We start from the raw sequence: 16,587 nt of genomic DNA on the forward strand, positions 1-16,587 counted from the left end.
GATGACGACTCCCGGCTTCCACCCCACGCACATCGTCCCCCGCGACGGCCTGCCGGCCTGGGAGGCCCCGGACCCCGCCCGGCCCACCGTGCCGCTCGACGCGCTGCTGCCGGTCCGGCTCCTCGACCGGCGCGGCGACTGGGGCCACATCGTCTGCGCCAACGGCTGGTCGGCGTGGGTCGACGGCCGCCTGCTGATCGCCGTACCCCAGGAGCCACCCGCCGCGGCGCAGCCGCTCGCCCGCACGGCGGACCCACGCCCGCTGCTCACCCGCCTCGAGCAGGCGCTCGGCCGCTATCGCCAGGCGGTCGACGACCTGGCGGAGGGACGCCTCGACGGGGGAACGTTCCGCGGGCGTACGCAGGGGCTGCGGGTGGGGATCGTCGTCGACGGGGAGTCCGTGTGGCTGTACGAGGCCGAACACGAGCGGTGGGTGTACTGCGACGGCACACGGCTGAGCACGTACGCGACAACGGAGCCCCCGGCCGCGGACCGACGGGACCCGCCGCCTGCCCCTGTCGCCCCGGAAGCGCCTGCCTCCGGCGCACTGGAGCCGACGCGGGTGGTGGATCCCGGTGGCGCGTCCGGGGCGGAGCCGACGCGTGGGGTGGGGGACGCCGGTGGTGCGTCCGGGCCGGAACCGACGCAGGTCGTGCGAGCCCCCGAGCCGACGCAGGTCGTAGGAGATCCGGAGGCGACCCGAGTCGTGGAAGACCCGGAGCCGACCTCAGCCGTCGCAGACACCCGCCACGCCCCCACCCGCATCGTGACGAGCGACGGTGACCCCTGATGTCGCACGAGACGAACCTCCACTCGGGGCGGCACTCCGACCTGGTCGGCAAGCGGATCGCGGGTTACCGGATCGAGTGTGAGATCGGTCGCGGTGGGATGGCCGTCGTGTACCGCGCCAAGGACCTGCGCCTCGACCGGACCGTCGCCCTCAAGCTGCTTGCCCCGGAGCTCGCCCGCAACGACACCTTCCGTAAACGCTTCACCCACGAGTCGTACGTGGCCGCCGCCATCGACCACCCCCACATCGTGCCGATCTTCGAGGCGGGCGAGACCGACGGCGTGCTCTACATCGCCATGCGGTACGTCTCCGGTCGCGACCTGCGTCATCTGCTGGACCGCGAGGGCCCTTTGCCGGTCGCGGTGGCCGCGCGGATCGTCGGCCAGGTGGCGTCCGCGCTGGACGCCGCGCATGACCACGGCCTGGTCCACCGGGACGTCAAGCCCGGCAACATCCTGGTCGCCCAGGGCACGGACAGCGATCACCCCGAGCACGCCTACCTCACCGACTTCGGCCTCACGAAGAAGTCGCTGTCGCTGACCGGGTTCACGACGGTCGGTCAGTTCGTCGGCACGCTCGACTATGTGGCGCCCGAGCAGATCGCCGGACGCCCCGTCGACGGACGCTGCGATGTCTACAGCCTCGCCTGCGTCATGCACGAAACCCTGACCGGCAAACCGCTCTTCCAGCGAGACGACGACATGGCGCTGCTATGGGCGCATCAGTTCGACCAGCCGCCCCGCCTGGCCGAGTCGCGCCCCGATATCGCCGCCTCGGTCGACGGCGTACTGGCAAAGGCTCTCGCCAAAAGCCCGGACGACCGGTACGAATCCTGCCGCGCTTTCGTCGCCGCGCTGCGGGCGGCAGCGAGTGAAACCGCGCAGACAGGCCATGCGCCGACTCAGGTGGATCTCCGGGTGGTCGGGCCCGGGCCGATGGGGAATCAAGGGCCACCGCCCGAACCGCCACGCTGGGCCCTGCCGGTCTTTCATCGGTGAATGGTTTACGCGGTCGCTGTTCTTGGCAAGCAGAATAAAGAGCGTTTCCATTTTCCGACTCACCGTGCAAGCGCTCTCAAGGGGACCGTCAGAATTCCGTAATAGTTACCCAGGGGTACCCTTCGGCAGAAGCTGTCAAGATGCATGAAAAGGTGACTTAAGGGTGCGTTTCGGGCAGCTTGAAAAACCTCGTTGAAGGTTTGAGCGACCGAGGGTTTCTTTCCGTATCCGGAGGAGTGACCAGGAATCCCGTTACCGTCACCGTGGCGTATCTCGTGGTGCCGGGCTGTGAGGCCGCCTTCCATCGCTGGGGGTGGGCAGCGCTGCGCGCGTGTGCGCGTGAGCCGGGCTTTCTCGGGGGTGGCGTGCTCGTCGACGGAGAGGCTGATTGGCATGTGGTCTACCGCTTTGATAGCGAGGATTCGGCCCGGACCTGGGAGAACTCGCTCACCCGGGTCGAGTGGGCGGCCCAGGCGGAAGGGCTCGCGCGGGAGACCGGGCGCCGTAGCGTGCAGGGCTCCAGAGCATGGTTCGAAGCCCAGGCCGCCACGCCGGCCACTCCGCGACCGCCACCGAAATGGAAGCTGTGGCTGATCAATATGAGCGCGGTCTTTCCGCCGGTGCTCTTATTCAATCTCCTCGTGCTGCCCTATATCGGCGACCTCAACCCGTTGCTCCGCACCCTGCTGCTGTGTCTGTGTGTGACGGCCATCGTCACCTGGATTCTCATGCCACGGCTTCAGCGTTTCTTCAAGAAATGGCTGTACCCGCCGATTCAGACGATGCTCCGCGGACGGCACAAACGTCGGGCCGCATAGGCCCGTGAACGACAAAGGAGGTGGGCGGGTGAAGACCCTGCTCATCGACAATTACGACTCGTACACGTACAACCTGTTCCAGCTGATCGCCGAGGTCAACGGCGAGGAGCCGGTGGTGATCCTCAATGACACCCCGGTCGGTGAAATTCCGGATCTGCGGGAATTCGACAATGTGGTGGTGTCGCCGGGACCGGGACACCCCGCCGCATCGCGTGACTTCGGCATCGCCGCCAAGGTGCTCGCCGAGGCCGAGATCCCCGTACTGGGCGTCTGCCTGGGGCATCAGGGCATCGCGCTGGGGGAGCGGGGCCTGGTCGAGTCCGCCCCCGAGCCCCGGCACGGCCACCTCTCCACGGTCCGGCACGACGGCCGGGACCTGTTCCAGGGGCTGCCGCAGCACTTCACCGCTGTCCGCTACCACTCGCTGTCCGTGCGCGAGCCGCTGCCCGGGACCCTGGAGGCCACCGCCTGGGCCGAGGACGGCGTCCTGATGGGGCTGCGGCACCGTACCCGACCCCTGTGGGGGGTGCAGTTCCACCCCGAGTCCGTACTCACCGACTACGGCCACCGCATGCTGGTGAACTTCCGCAACCTCACCGCGGAGCGGGACCGCAGGCCGCGTACGAAGAACACAGCGGTCACCCCGGCCGCGGCGGCGATCCCCCGCCCCCGGCGCGCCCCGCGTCCCGCCCACCGGCTGCACACCCGCCGCATCGCCACCGCCGTGGACGCCGAGGCCGCTTTCACCCGGATGTGCGCCGACGCCCCGCGGGCGTTCTGGCTGGACAGCTCCCGCGTCGAGGAGGGGCAGTCCCGCTTCTCGTTCTTCGGGGACGGCAGGGGTCCGCTTGCCGAGTTCGTCCGCTACGACGTCGACACCGGTCTCTGTGAAGTCGAGCGACCCGGGCGACCCCTGCGCAAGGTCCGCTCCTCAGTCTTCGACTACCTGAAGCGACAGCTGGCGACCCGTCATGTCGACGGCGCGGGACTGCCCTTCGACTTCACCGGCGGCTATGTCGGCTACTTCGGCTACGAGTTGAAGGCCGACTGCGGTTCGGCGGGCCGCCACCGGGCCGAAACCCCCGACTCCTGCTGGCTGTTCGCCGACCGGCTGATCGCCGTCGATCACGAGGAGGGCTTCACCTACGCCGTCTGCCTGGCCGAGGACACCCCGCAGGCCACCCGCGAAGCCACCGACTGGCTCGACAGCGCGATGGCCCAGCTCACCTTCGTGTCCACGGACAAACCGCCACTGCCCGTCACGTCCGAGCCGGACCTCGACGCCGCCGAACCGTGGCTGGTCCGCGACCGGGCGACCTACCTCGCGGACATCGAGGCCTGCCAACGGGAACTCAGGGCAGGCACCAGCTACGAGATCTGCCTGACCAACGCCGCCCGGTTACCCGCGCCGCCCGACCCGTACGACTTCTACCGGGTGCTCCGGCGCGTCAACCCGGCGCCCTACGCGGCCTTCCTGAGGTTCGGCGACCTCGACGTGGCCGGCTCGTCCCCCGAGCGATTCCTGCGGATCACCCCGGACGGCATCGCCGAGGCCAAACCCATCAAGGGCACCGCACCCCGCGGCGGAACCCCCGACGAGGACGCCCGGCTCCGGGACGCGCTGGCCGCGGATCCCAAGACCCGCGCCGAGAACCTGATGATCGTCGACCTGCTCCGCAACGACCTGGGCAGGGTCTGCGAGACCGGCACGGTACGGGTCTCCCGCCTCATGGCCACCGAGACGTACGCCACCGTCCACCAGCTCGTCTCCACCGTCGAGGGACGGCTGCGCGAGGGCACGGACGCGGTGGACTGCGTACGCGCCTGCTTCCCCGGCGGCTCCATGACCGGCGCGCCCAAGTTGCGCACCATGGAGATCATCGACTCCCTCGAGACCGAGGCCCGCGGCGTGTACTCCGGCGCCCTCGGCTACCTGGGCTGCGGCGGCGGCGCGGACCTGAGCATCGTCATCCGCACCGCCGTGTTCGCCGACGGCCTGATGCACCTGGGGGCCGGCGGCGCGATCGTCCTCGACTCCGATCCGGCCGCGGAGTACGACGAGATGCTGCTGAAGACCGCGGCACAGATGCGGGCCGTCCACCAGGAGCACACCGCTGTCCCCGCCGCCGCTGCCGAGGAGCCGACCCGATGACGACCACGCACACAGACCGGCCGACCGCGCCGTCCACGACCAGTCTGACGACCCTGCACGCCACGCGGACCTTCGCCGACGCGGGCGCCCCCGGAAACCTGGCCGCCCACCTCGCCGCGCTCGCCGAACGGCGCGACTGGACCGCACGTACCGCGTTCCACCAGGGCCACCAGTCCTGGACCCACGGAGAGGTGCACGACCTCGCGGCCCGCGCGGCCACCGTGCTCGCCGACCACGGCGTGCGTCCCGGCGACCGGGTACTGATCGCGCTGCCCGACTCCGTCGCCTGGGTGACGGCCTTCCTCGCCACCGCCCGCCTCGGAGCCGTCGCGGTGCTCGTCAACCCCGAACTCACCGCCGCCGAGCACGAGTTCATGGCCGAGGACACCCGTGCCGCGCTGTGCGTGACCGGTCCCGGCCTCGAGGACCGGTTCGCGGACCGCGCCCGCCTCGGCGCCGATCAGCTGGTCGCGCTCACCCGGACCGCCGAGCCGGCCGCCGAGGCCCACCCGGTCGACGCGCACACCCCGCTGTACATCCAGTACACCTCCGGAACCACCGGCAGTCCCAAGGGAGTTGTGCACTGCCACGGCGACCCGAAGACGTACCACGACCTGATCGGCCGACGGCTGCTGAAGATCACCCCGGAGGACGTCACCCTGTCGGTGTCGAAGCTGTTCTTCGCCTACGGCTTCGGCAACACCTTCGCCTTCCCGCTGTTCTCCGGCTCCTCCGCGGTACTGGTGGACCGGCGTCCGACCCCCGCGGCCATCGACGAGATCGTCGTACGGCACCGGGTGACCCTGCTCTACTCCGTGCCGTCGGCGTACGCCGCCCTCGTGGCCGACCGGGCAGGCGGGCACACCACCTGCTTCACCTCCGTACGGGCCGCCGTGTCGGCCGGTGAGGGCATGCCCGCCGGGCTCGGGGAACAGATCACGGCACTCCTCGGCGCGCCCGTGCTGGAGCAGATCGGCTCCACCGAGGCCGGGCACGCCTTCTGCGCCAACAGCTTCCAGCACAACCACCCGGGCACCGTCGGCCGCCCGGTACCCGGCTTCGAGGTGGAGGTGCGCGACAGCGCGGGACGACTGGTGTCCGACGGCACATCGGGCGAACTGTGGGTGCGCGGACCGACGTTGACGCCCGGCTACCTGAACCGGCCCGAGGAGACCGAGCGCACCCTGGTCGGCGGCTGGCTGGCCACCCGGGACCGGGCGCGCCGCGAACCCGACGGCACCATCCGGCATCTGGGCCGCGCGGACGACATGGAGATGGTCGGCGGCATCACCGTCTCCCCGCTGGAGGTGGAGGCCGTACTGCGAACCCATCACGCGGTGAAGGAGGTCGCCGTCGCCGCCGTCACCGACCGGCGCGGCGCGAACCGGTTACGCGCCTTCGTCGTCCCCGTCACCCCGATACCGGCGGGCCTCGAAGCCGAACTCATCGCCCTGGCGCGCGAGCGTCTCGCCGCCTTCAAGGTCCCCCGGAGTGTCAGCTTCGTGCCGACGCTGCCCCGCACCCCCACCGGAAAACTCCGCCGCCACCTCGTCCGCCAGGGCGCGTGGTGACCATGAGCGCCGACTCGTCGACCCCGGCCTCAGGTACCACTGCAGAAAGGATTGGGCGCATGCGACAGCAGCAGCCCCTGCTCCCCGACCGCGGCTTCTATCTGGGCCCGATGTTCCGGCAGGCGGCAGACCGCCACGGAGCGGCCTTCGTCACGCTGGACCGGCCGCTGGACGTCAACCCCGACCTCGGGGTCTACCTCAGCTACACCGTGCTCGCGGACCTCGTCGACGAGCTCTCCGGCCGGCTGTGGGAGGCCGGCGTCAGGCCGTCGGAGGAGGTGGTCATCCACAAGTCGGACAACGTCGACATCGTGCTGCTGACCTGCGCCGTCTCCCGGATCGGCGCCGTGCCCGCGCTGCTCGCGCCCGCCCTGGCGGGCCCGGTGGCCGGACAGCTCCTCGAACGCCTCCACAAGCCCTGGCTGATCACCGACCGGGCCAAGCTGGAAGGACCGCTCAAGGACGTCGAACTCCCCACGCTCGTACGGCAGACGCTCTCCGTGGACGACGCGCCCGGAGCCGTCCCCCTGGAGCAGTACGCCGGCAGCAAGCCACCCGCGCCCGTACGGCTCCACCCCCGTGAACCCTCCCTGATCACGCACAGCTCGGGCACCACCGGCGTCCCCAAGCTCGCCGTGCACTGCCCGAACACCATGTGGAACCGCCTCGTACCGCAGAAGGCGATGGGCTGGCCCACCCGCGGCGAGATCGCGGCACTGCACATGTCGTTCGTGCACTCGCGCTTCTACCACCTCCTCGGCGTGCTGCTGCACTTCGGCAGCCCACTGGTGCTGATCACCCACCCCGAACCCGCCTCGGTCGGCCCCCTGCTCACCCGCCACCGCCCCGGCATCGTCGAGACCCACCCCAACACCTTCGTACTGTGGGAGGAGTTGGCCGACGCCCCCGGAGCGCCGCTGTCCCGGGTCCGCTCGTACGGCTCCACCTTCGACGCGATCCACCCGCGGACCGTGCGGCGGCTGCTGGACGCGTCGAAGCGCCGCTCGCCGTATCTGATCCAGCTGTACGGGCAGAGCGAGACGGGCCCGGTCGCCTTCCAGTGGTTCACCCGGCGCAGCGCCGCCCGCGCCGATGGCCGCCGGGTCGGGATCGGCATCCCCGGCTTCACGCGGGTACGTATCGCCGACGGCTCCGGCGGGCGGGCCAGGCCCGGAACGCCCGGACCGATCGAGGCCCGCACCAGGGGGCGCATCCTCACCTACCTCGGTGGGCGGGAGCAGTACCTGCGTCAACTCGACGGTGACTGGTGGCAGATGGGCGACATGGGCTACCAGAGCCGCCTGGGTGCCCTGTATCTGATCGACCGTGAGATCGACCAGATCGACTCGGTGCACAGCAACCTGGAGGTCGAGGACACCCTGATGTCCCGCCTGGAGGAGTTGCGCGAGGTCGTCATCGTGCGGGGCGCCGACCGCGAACCTGTACCGGTCGTGTGCGTCCGCGGCGACGTGCCCCTGGACATGGAGCGCTGGCGGAAGGCCACCGACGACCTGCCCGCGATGGCCGAGCCACGGCAGTGGCGGTTCGAGGAGCTGCCGATGACCGCCACCTGGAAGGTGAAGCGGGTGGAGATCACCCGCATGCTGACCGAGGGCACCCGCACATGAGCCCCGTCATCGTGGTGGGCGCGGGACCCGTGGGCCTGTCGGCCGCCCTCGCCCTGCGCGCCCGCGACCTGCCGGTCACCCTCCTGGAAGCCGACCCCGAGGGCCGCGAACGGCCGGGCAGCCGCGCCCTGTTCGTCCACCGGGAGACCCTGCACCTGCTCGACTCGATGCGACCGGGACTGGCCGACGAGATCACCGCGTACGGACGCACCTGGCAGACCAAGCGCACCCTGTACCGGGGCCGCGAGGTCTACTCCCGCACCTTCCCGCCGCCCTCGGGACCGCCGCCCTTCACCAGCCTGCGCCAGGTGGACACCGAGCGCTTCCTGCTCGCCGCCTGCAAGGACGCCGGGGTGGAGTTCGTGTGGGGCGCCGAGGTGGTGGGCGTACGGGCAGGCCCGACCGGCGTCACCCTGACCGACGACGACGGCCGCACCTGGACCGGCAGCCACGTCGTCGCCGCCGACGGCGCGCGCTCGGCGCTGCGGCGTGAACTGGGCATCGCCCTGGAGGGCAGCCACGCGAACGGCTTCCACGTCGTCGTGGACGTCGCCGACATCCCGGGCGCGGAACTCCCGCTGGAACGGGTCTTCCACTACGAGCATCCCGGTGTCGGCGGACGCAGCGTGATGCGCGTGCCGTTCACCGGCGGCTTCCAGCTCGACCTCCAATGCCGGGACGACGACCGCCAGGAGGCGTACGGCACCGAGGAGTCCGTACGCGGCTGGCTGCCGGCCGTGGTGGGTCAGGGGTACGCCGACCGGATCCTGTGGGTGTCGACATACCGCTTTCTGCGCAAGGTCGCCGCCTCCTTCACCGACCCGTACCACCGGGTGCTGCTCGTCGGCGAGGCGGCGCACCTCTTCCCGCCGTTCGGCGCACGTGGCATGAACAGCGGAATCGCCGACGCGGCGGCGGCAGCGGAGGCCATCGCCACCGGAGTGCCGGAAGCGGTCGCCCACTTCGCCGCGGCCCGGCGCGCGGCGGCCCTGTTCAACAGCGCCGCCGCCGGCACCGCACTGGACCATCTGCGGCCCCAGAGGCGGATCGTACGGGTCAAACAGCGCGCGGCAGCGGCACTCGCACCCGTAATGCCGTGGTGCGGAGCTTGGCTGGAGCATGCTCCCTACGGGCCACGCAAGGGCCCGCCGGCGAGCGCGGGCCGTAAGTACTAGGGCGCCTGTTACCAGGGCATCCGATGAGACACGGAGTGAATTGAGAGGAGTCTCTATGACGCAACCCGCAACCGCGGAGGGCCTGTTGGCCTGGACCCCGGGCAGTGGTCTGACCCGGGGCCTGGCGGCCGACACCCGACTGCTGGCCGCGGACTCGTGGCTGCTGCGCGACGGACTGGTGCGCGGCTTCGAGCGGCACCGGGCACGCTTCGAGCGCGCCTGCGCCGACTGCGGCGCCCCACCGACCGGACAACTCGCCGAGTTCTGGCGGGACATGACCACGGCCCTGCCCCGAACGGGAACGTGGTTCCCCCGTGTCGAACTCGTCCGCGGATCCCTCCAGCTGAGGCTCCTGCTGCGGCACGCCCCGGAACTGGCCCCCGAAGTGCGGGTGTGGGCGGCGGGCCAGCCTGATCCGCGGACCGTGCCCCGCCGCAAGGGCCCCGACCTGGACGTCCTGGCCCGGGTCCGGCAGCGGGCGGCCGGACAGGGCGCCGAGGAGGCCGTACTCATCGCCCCCTCGGGCCTCGTCCTGGAGGGATCGAGCTCAAGCCTCCTGTGGTGGGAGGACGACACCCTCTGCTCGCCCCCGACGCGGCTGCCCCTGCTCCCGGGAGTCACCCTCGGGCTCATCCAGGAACGGGCCACGGCCACCGGCGTCCAGCTCGCTCAGTGTGAGCGGACCCTGGAGGAGCTGGAGGGCCGCGAGGTGTGGCTGGTGAACGCCCTGCACGGGATCCGCCCGGTGGTCGCGTGGGAGGGACGACCGATGGAGGCGGGTCCGGCGATGCGGGCCGAGGAATGGAGGAAATGGCTGGACGACATCATGGAGCCGCTGCCGAACACCTGAAATCGACGTGCGAGGGGATGCTTCTGCGACCCGCGAAGACAACGGAACAGCGGAAACCGAAGGCGCCGGATGAATTCAATCGCCCGGCGCCATCGACCCATTCTCGGATTCAGGCCGGAATCAGGTCCGATTCCATTTCTTCAAGACCTCAACTGGTCTTCTGCTTGGGCTCATAAGCGCCCGGAGCCATGCGTGTCGCGATGGCGATGCGGTTGTACGCGTTGATGACGGTGGCCGCCCAGATCAATGCCGCGATCTGCTCCTCGTCGAAGACCTCGGCGGCCTCCGCGTACACCGCGTCCGGGACCCGTCCGTCGTGCACCAGGGTCACTGCCTCGGTCAACGCCAGTGCGGCGCGCTCCCGTTCGGTGAAGAACGGAGTCTCCCGCCAGGCACTCAGCGCGTAGATGCGCTGCTCGGTCTCGCCCTGCGCGCGGGCGTCCTTCGTGTGCATGTCGAGGCAGAACGCACAGCCGTTGATCTGCGACGCGCGAATTCTGAGCAGCTCGAGCAGCTCCGGCTCGATCTTGGCATCCCGCGCCGCGGAAACGGCGGCACCGTGCAGGGCGCCCATCGCTGTGGAGACGTCGGGGGTAATTTTCTTGAGGGACACACGAGTTATGGCATCGCTGTGGGACATGGGGTGACTCTAACCCCGCATTGACGGGCCATGCAGCGGAATCAGGCCGAATTCTTCCGTCTCGTGGGCAAAGGTCGCCGGAAAGCGGCCGGTTCGCCCTTGCGAGCCAGCAGATGGGCCTGCTGGAAGCCCCGTTCGTCGTCCTCGTCGGGCTCCCGCACCAGACGGGCCACCTCGACGAGCCCTCGCTCGCGCAGCAGATCGGCGACGCGGCCGGGAGACCAGCGGTAGGCGAGCGCCACCTTGTGGTCGAACGCCTCCGCGAGCTGAGAGGGATCGTCGTGGGCCTGGAACGCGAGGAGCAGATGACCGCCCGGCGCCAGCACCCGGTGGAACTCGGCGAAGATCTCCGGCAGCCGCTCGGGCGGAGTGTGAATGATCGAGTACCGGGCGAGGATCCCGCCGAGTGCGCCGTCATCAAGGGGTAGCGCGGTCATCGATCCCTCCTCGAACCGCAGCTCCGGATGCGCCTTACGGGCGATGGCGATCATCTCCGCCGACAGGTCGACACCGGACACGGTCAGCCCCAGCGAGTGCAGCAGCGCGGTCACATGGCCGGGCCCGCAGCCGAGGTCGGCGACCGGCCCGCCACCGTCCGCCCGCACGAACTCGGCGAACGCGGCGAGCATCGCCCGGTCCAGCGGATAGTCGTCGAGTCTGTTCGCGAAGAGCTCGGCATAAGGGACGGCCCAGGCGTCGTACCCCGTACGGGTGGTGTGCAGGAAGTCCGGCTCGATCATGGAGACGTACCGTAGTACGCCTCATCGGCCTCACAGTCGGGTACTGGCCACCTCGCCCCGCCGGTGCACACGCCAGGCGAGCAGCCCTCCCAGGAAACCGGCCACCAGCCCCCAGAGCGCGGCGAACCCCAGAGCGGTCCACAGTCGTGGCCGCAGCAGAAGATCACCGGACAGCCCGCCGCCGAGGTCACCGATGCCGAGGAACGACAGGCCGTAGTGCGCGGAGATCTTGCCGACGAGGCAGACGGCGAGCACCGTGAGCGCGAGCGCGACCGCCATGTGCAGGGCGTGCTGCCAAAGCCGCGTCCGGGCCGGTGAGCGGGCGGCCATCAGGAACGCGGCGGCCAGCAGCAGCACGGCGTTCACGACGACCAGCCACCACACCCTGCCGTCGTGCTCGGAGAGCGTCCGCAGATCGAGCCTCGAGATGTCCGGCGTACGCATCACAAGGTCCAGCAGCCGTGGCATGGGCAGCCCGAACGGCCCGTCGACGCGGCCCTCCCACGAGGCGCCCAGACCGACGGTGAAGGTCAGCCAGACGAGATTGGGCAACCCGAGGAGGATCAAGGCGAACGTCTCGACGGCATACCCGCGCGTCGCCGCCACCACCAGCGCGATGACGAGGCCGAGGACGACGTAGGCGAGGAGCAGCACGACCATCGCGAACGCGGCGGGCCGTACCGACTCCTGGAAGCGCAGCAGCCGGGCCGGAAGCGGGGCCTTCCGCGACACCAGCAGCGCGAGGACCAGTACGCCCGCGAGCCACAGCAGCCCGAAGAACAGCGTCACCGGTACGTCGGCCTCGAAGCCCACCCGGGGCGAAGCCACATCCCCGAACAGGTCGCCGATGTCGCCGAGGCCGTCCTCCCCGAGCGAGATGTCGAAGGTCTGGCGGGCCGGCAGCGAGAGGGCGATCAGGGCGAGGAACCAGACGACGGCGATACGGGCGGCCCAGCCCGCCAGTTCCGGAGCCCCGGCCACGGCTCGATGGCGCAGCGGCCTCAGGAATCCGGCGGCGATGACCAGGACTCCGGCGAGGGCCACCGACAGGGGGAGCACCGTCAGGTTCGCCTCTGTCTCGGCGAGGGCTCCGGCGTTGCCCGCGAACTCGACCGAACCACCGACCGCCGCCACCACGGCGGCCAGGACGACCCGCGGAAACGCGCCCTCCGGCAGATCCGTCGCCCCGGCCGCCCACAGCCCGAGCGCGGCGACCACGACCATGACGGCCACTCCGGCGAGAACCGTCACGACGGCCTCGACCCACCCATGGCGGGCCACTGCCTGGTCAGGAGATGTCCGGGTGCTCACGTTGCCACGCTAGGCAGGGCTGCGGCGGCGCGCCTGCCGAGAGGGCCGACCGCGTCGGCTTGCGGACGATACGGAATAGGAGCACACAATAGGTTCATTGCAGATTAATAGGCATAAAAAGTCTGAAATGCCGTGAATCTCACCTCCGGGAAGAAGAGCTCGTGAGCGTCGAACCGCCGTCCTCCGGCCGCCCCGCCGGACCGCCCTCGGGCCCGCTGGGGCCGTCCGGGCCTCCTCCCCCGCAGTCGCCGGGGGACCGTGCCCCGCTGGGCCCGTCGGGCGGCGGCTCGGGGGCCGGGGGCCCGGGAGGCGGTGGTCCTTCCGGACCCAGCGGCCCGCTGGGTCCGGCCGAGCCCGGCCCCGGTAACGGACCCGCCCTGCCGTGGTGGAAGTCCGCGCCCCGCGTCGCGGTCATCGCCCTCGTGGCCGTCGCCGCCGTGGTCCTGGCCGTCGTCCTCACCCGCCCCGACGGTGGCACCCCGGGCTCCGGCAGCGAGGTCTTCCTCCAGGCGGCGGGCAAGGCGGGTCCCGACCCGTTCACCGAGTCGACGGCACAGGACAGCTCGACCGTCCCCGTGACGCCCTCGCCCACGACCACCTCGGACTCCTCCAATGTGACGCGCGGCGTGGACGGCTCGGCACCAGGCCTCTACGGCGGTACGCGGAACAAGGCAGCCTGCGACGTAGAGAAGCAGATCACCTACCTCCAGGAAGCCCCGGCCAAGAACAAGGCCTTCGCCTCCGTCCTGGGCCTCGAGCCCTCCGGCGTCCCCGGCTATCTGCGCTCGCTCACCCCCGTACAACTGCGGATGGACACCCGCGTCACCAACCACGGCTACCGCGACGGCGCCGCCAACAGCTACCAGGCCGTCCTGCAGTCCGGCACCGCCGTCCTCGTCGACGACCGCGGCGTACCCCAGGTGCGCTGCGCCTGCGGCAACCCGCTGACACCGCCGGTCGCGCAGCAGGGCACGCCCAAGAGGACGGGCGACTCCTGGCCTTCGTACCGGCCGTCGAACGTCGTGGTCGTCTCGCCCGCGCCCCAGGTCGTCAACAGCTTCGTCCTCTACGACCCCGACAACGGCGAGTGGATCGAGCGCCACAAGGGCGACACCGGCACCAAGGACAAGAAGACAAAGCCACCCGAAAAACGCCCGTCCCCGTCCGAGAGCTCGCTTCCCCCGTCCTGCCCGCCCGACAAGAGCCCCTGCCCGCCGACCTCACCGGCTACCCCGACCAAGCCGCCCACGGAAACAACGTCTCCGGACGAGACGTATCCGGACGACGAGACGTCCCCGGAACCCGAGCCAACAACGCCCGAACCCCCTCCGGACGACCCCACCGACGCGACGAGCGACCCGGCCTATGGTTCCGAGCCCGCCGACTCGCCCCCCGACACGACGAGCGCCCCGGCCTCTGGTTCCGAGCCCGCCGACCCGCCCCCCGACCAAGGTTCCCCCGACACGACGAGCGCCCCGGCCTCTGGTTCCGAGCCCGCCGACTCGTCCCCCGACCAAGGTTCCCCCGACACGACATGACCCGGCCTCCGGCTCCGAGCCGGTCCCGGACCAAAGGGGCCTTGAAAGCCTGCGCCCCGACGCGCCCGCACCAGGGCTGACGACCAGGTCGTGGTGGGCGGGAATGAATCCGGCAGGGGGCTTGGTTGTACGAGGCGGTCGCAGTTTTATGTGTGTGTTTGTCTCAGTCGCAGGCTCGCAGAGAACAATGTTGCGGGCGCGAAGCTTGCCTTCAGGTTGCTGGAGGAGCCGCGTCGTGAACCGGCCGGGATCTCGCACGGTGCGAGTTCCCTCTACTCAGCCCCTGTAGGGAGCAGCAAATGACTCAGGGAACCGTCAAGTGGTTCAACGCCGAGAAGGGCTTCGGCTTCATCGCCCAGGCCGAAGGCGGACCGGACGTCTTCGTGCACTACTCGGAGATCGACAGCTCGGGCTTCCGTAGCCTCGAGGAGAACCAGCAGGTGGAGTTCGACATCGTGCAGGGCCCCAAGGGCCCGCAGGCGTCGCGCGTCCGCCCGCTGTAATCACGCATCACCCGGCGGGCCCGACCTGCCGCAGTTGATCTCATGGAGAGGGCCGGCACCAGCAGGTGCCGGCCCTCTTTGCATCCCGCACAGCCGTCCTGGCCGCGGTCAGCCCCCGGACGCTGTGACGACGGGCTCTTCCCACGCCCGGTCGACCACCCGTACGAGCCCCTTGTCCGTCAGCTTGATCCGGGGGGACACCGGCAGGGTCATCGTGGACAGGCTCATGAAGGCGTTGCGGTGCCGCCAGCCCCACGCGTGCAGTGCCTCCCGGACGTCCGCCGCGCCCGCGGCGACCTCGGACGCGGGCGCGGGGGACATCACGCCGCCCACGGGAAGCGGGAGATGGACGGCGGGCTGTCCGGCCACGGCCACACAGATCCCGCCACGCGAGCCGATGACGCGGTTCGCCGCCCGGCGCAGCATGCCCGCGTCGGTGGCGACCACGGTGAGGTTGTGGCTGTCGTGCGCGTACGTGGTGGCGGCCGCGCCCTCGGCCAGGTCGAAGCCCACCACCGGGGCCATCGCTCGGCGGCCGGTGCCGTGGTGGCGCTCGTACACCGCGAGCAGAGCCGTTCTGCCCTCCCAGCGCACGATGCCGCCCCGTACGGGCAGAACCACCTCGGCGGGTTCGGTGTACGTGTCGACGGGGTTGACCCGCAGGGCCCGGAAGGTGTGGTCGCCGTCGGGAAGTTCGGCGTGCCAGAGGCAGTCGTCCTCCTCGAGCGGGGTGAGGCGGACCGAGTCGGCGAAGGGGTTGTCCGGCTGAGCGAAGGGGTTGTCCGGTTGTGGTTCCGGCGCTCGCGTTCGGCTCCGTGCCCCGTCCGCCGTACGGCCGTCATGCTCCGGCACGACCTCGCCCCCGCAGACCACCGTCACCGGGGTCGGGTCGTCGAGAGCGCGCAGCAGCACGAGGTCCGCCCGCTTGCCCGGGGCCACCACGCCCCGGTCGTCGAGGCCGAGTCGGCGGGCCGGATGCAGGGTCAGGGCGCGCAGGACGGTCAGCGGACTCATCCCCGCGTCCAGCGCGACGCGGGCGATGTGGTCCAGGTGCCCGTGCTCGAGTATGGCGTCGGCCGCCAGGTCGTCGGTGACGAGGCAGAAGTCGGGCAGCACGGGCAGTGCGTCGAGTCGGCGTACGAGTTCGGGGCTGAGGGACTTCTCCTGCAGCATCAGCAGCATGCCGAGCCGCGCCTTCTCGACGGCCACCTCGGGGGAGTTCTTGGTGTGGTCGGAGTCGATTCCGGCCCACAGGTACTCCCCGAGGTCGTCGCCGGACAGGCCCGGACAGTGGCCGTCGAGACGTACGCCCTTGCGCCGTGCCGCCTCGACGATCGAGCGCATGCGCGGCAGGCCGGCCACGACGGCACGGTAGTCCATCACCTCGCCAAGTGTGGTGACGCCGTCCCAGTCGAGCATCTCGGCGATGTCCTCGGCGGTCAGACGGCTGCCGGCCGTCTCGAAACCCTCCAGGGCGGGCACGCAGGAGGGCACCGCCCACAGCATGGTCTGCGCGGCCCCGCGGCCCTGCTCGATCATCCACGCCATGGCCGCGCGCCCCGCCACGTTGACGATCTCGTGCGGATCGGCGAGGACCGTTGTCGTACCCCGCGGGACGGTGACCCGCGCGAACTCCGCGGGGGTGAGCAGCGAGCTCTCGATGTGCATGTGCGCGTCGATGTAGCCGGGCGCGACGAGCAGCCCGTCGGCGTCCAGGACGCGATCGGCCTCGATCCGTACGCCGGGCGAGGCGACGGCGCGGATGAGGTCACCGGTCACCACCACGTCGGCCGGCAGGAGCTCACCGGTGTGTACCGAAACCACCTCGGCACCACGGATGAGGAGGTCGCAGCGGCTGGGCATCGGCATGGGT

General features: G+C 70.7%; 14 protein-coding genes. 10 read left to right on the forward strand and 4 right to left on the reverse strand.

Going from position 1 to position 16,587, the window contains the following annotated elements:
- Position 1 precedes the first annotated feature (1 nt).
- From OP79_RS10285 to OP79_RS10320, 8 genes are all read left to right on the forward strand, one after another.
- Positions 2 to 790, forward strand: coding sequence for an SH3 domain-containing protein (locus tag OP79_RS10285; protein ID WP_033319758.1), 789 nt, complete (start codon positions 2 to 4; stop codon positions 788 to 790).
- Positions 790 to 1,788 carry a serine/threonine-protein kinase gene (locus tag OP79_RS10290; RefSeq protein ID WP_033319759.1) on the forward strand — a complete coding sequence of 333 codons (999 nt, stop codon included), beginning with the start codon at positions 790 to 792 and terminating at the stop codon, positions 1,786 to 1,788. Before OP79_RS10285 ends, OP79_RS10290 begins: the two co-directional genes overlap by 1 nt.
- Before the next feature lie 236 nt (positions 1,789 to 2,024).
- The gene (locus OP79_RS10295; RefSeq protein ID WP_033319760.1) at positions 2,025 to 2,606 is read left to right on the forward strand and encodes a putative antibiotic biosynthesis monooxygenase; all 582 of its coding nucleotides are present in this window, start codon (positions 2,025 to 2,027) and stop codon (positions 2,604 to 2,606) included.
- Between the two features lie 28 nt (positions 2,607 to 2,634).
- A complete protein-coding gene (pabB, locus tag OP79_RS10300; protein WP_033319761.1) occupies positions 2,635 to 4,758 on the forward strand; it encodes an aminodeoxychorismate synthase component I in 2,124 nt (707 codons plus the stop codon).
- Positions 4,755 to 6,329 carry an AMP-binding protein gene (locus tag OP79_RS10305; RefSeq protein ID WP_078491703.1) on the forward strand — a complete coding sequence of 525 codons (1,575 nt, stop codon included), beginning with the start codon at positions 4,755 to 4,757 and terminating at the stop codon, positions 6,327 to 6,329. Before pabB ends, OP79_RS10305 begins: the two co-directional genes overlap by 4 nt.
- Before the next feature lie 59 nt (positions 6,330 to 6,388).
- The gene (locus OP79_RS10310; protein ID WP_033319762.1) at positions 6,389 to 7,957 is read left to right on the forward strand and encodes a class I adenylate-forming enzyme family protein; all 1,569 of its coding nucleotides are present in this window, start codon (positions 6,389 to 6,391) and stop codon (positions 7,955 to 7,957) included.
- Positions 7,954 to 9,132, forward strand: a complete 1,179-nt coding sequence (locus tag OP79_RS10315; RefSeq protein WP_033319763.1) for an FAD-dependent monooxygenase — start codon at positions 7,954 to 7,956, stop codon at positions 9,130 to 9,132. Before OP79_RS10310 ends, OP79_RS10315 begins: the two co-directional genes overlap by 4 nt.
- Positions 9,133 to 9,187: 55 nt before the next feature.
- Positions 9,188 to 9,982: an aminotransferase class IV gene (locus OP79_RS10320; protein WP_033319764.1), complete on the forward strand. Its 795-nt coding sequence runs from the start codon at positions 9,188 to 9,190 to the stop codon at positions 9,980 to 9,982.
- Positions 9,983 to 10,130: 148 nt separating this feature from the next.
- Here OP79_RS10320 and OP79_RS10325 read toward each other — a convergent pair whose 3' ends face one another.
- The 3 genes from OP79_RS10325 to OP79_RS10335 are packed head-to-tail and all read right to left on the reverse strand — an operon-like array spanning position 10,131 to position 12,673.
- Positions 10,131 to 10,622, reverse strand: a complete 492-nt coding sequence (locus OP79_RS10325; RefSeq protein WP_033319765.1) for a carboxymuconolactone decarboxylase family protein — start codon at positions 10,620 to 10,622, stop codon at positions 10,131 to 10,133.
- A 41-nt stretch (positions 10,623 to 10,663) separates the two neighbouring features.
- On the reverse strand, positions 10,664 to 11,362 hold the full coding sequence (locus OP79_RS10330) for a class I SAM-dependent DNA methyltransferase (protein WP_051744550.1): 699 nt from the start codon (positions 11,360 to 11,362) through the stop codon (positions 10,664 to 10,666).
- 30 nt (positions 11,363 to 11,392) lie between these two features.
- The gene (locus tag OP79_RS10335; RefSeq protein WP_033319766.1) at positions 11,393 to 12,673 is read right to left on the reverse strand and encodes a streptophobe family protein; all 1,281 of its coding nucleotides are present in this window, start codon (positions 12,671 to 12,673) and stop codon (positions 11,393 to 11,395) included.
- A gap of 161 nt (positions 12,674 to 12,834) precedes the next feature.
- Here OP79_RS10335 and OP79_RS10340 point away from each other — a divergent pair, with 161 nt between their 5' ends.
- Both OP79_RS10340 and OP79_RS10345 read left to right on the forward strand, forming a co-directional pair.
- Entirely contained in the window at positions 12,835 to 14,211 is a 1,377-nt protein-coding gene (locus tag OP79_RS10340) for a DUF6777 domain-containing protein (RefSeq protein ID WP_078491704.1), read from the forward strand.
- 299 nt (positions 14,212 to 14,510) lie between these two features.
- Positions 14,511 to 14,714, forward strand: a complete 204-nt coding sequence (locus OP79_RS10345; RefSeq protein WP_033319767.1) for a cold-shock protein — start codon at positions 14,511 to 14,513, stop codon at positions 14,712 to 14,714.
- Positions 14,715 to 14,822: 108 nt separating this feature from the next.
- On the opposite strand, the gene OP79_RS10350 is transcribed toward OP79_RS10345, so the two are convergent.
- Positions 14,823 to 16,583, reverse strand: a complete 1,761-nt coding sequence (locus OP79_RS10350) for an adenine deaminase (protein WP_033319768.1) — start codon at positions 16,581 to 16,583, stop codon at positions 14,823 to 14,825.
- Positions 16,584 to 16,587 lie beyond the last annotated feature (4 nt).

Origin of the sequence: Streptomyces yerevanensis (genome assembly GCF_000716805.1) — a bacterium.
Classification (GTDB): Bacteria; Actinomycetota; Actinomycetes; order Streptomycetales; family Streptomycetaceae; genus Streptomyces; species Streptomyces flaveus.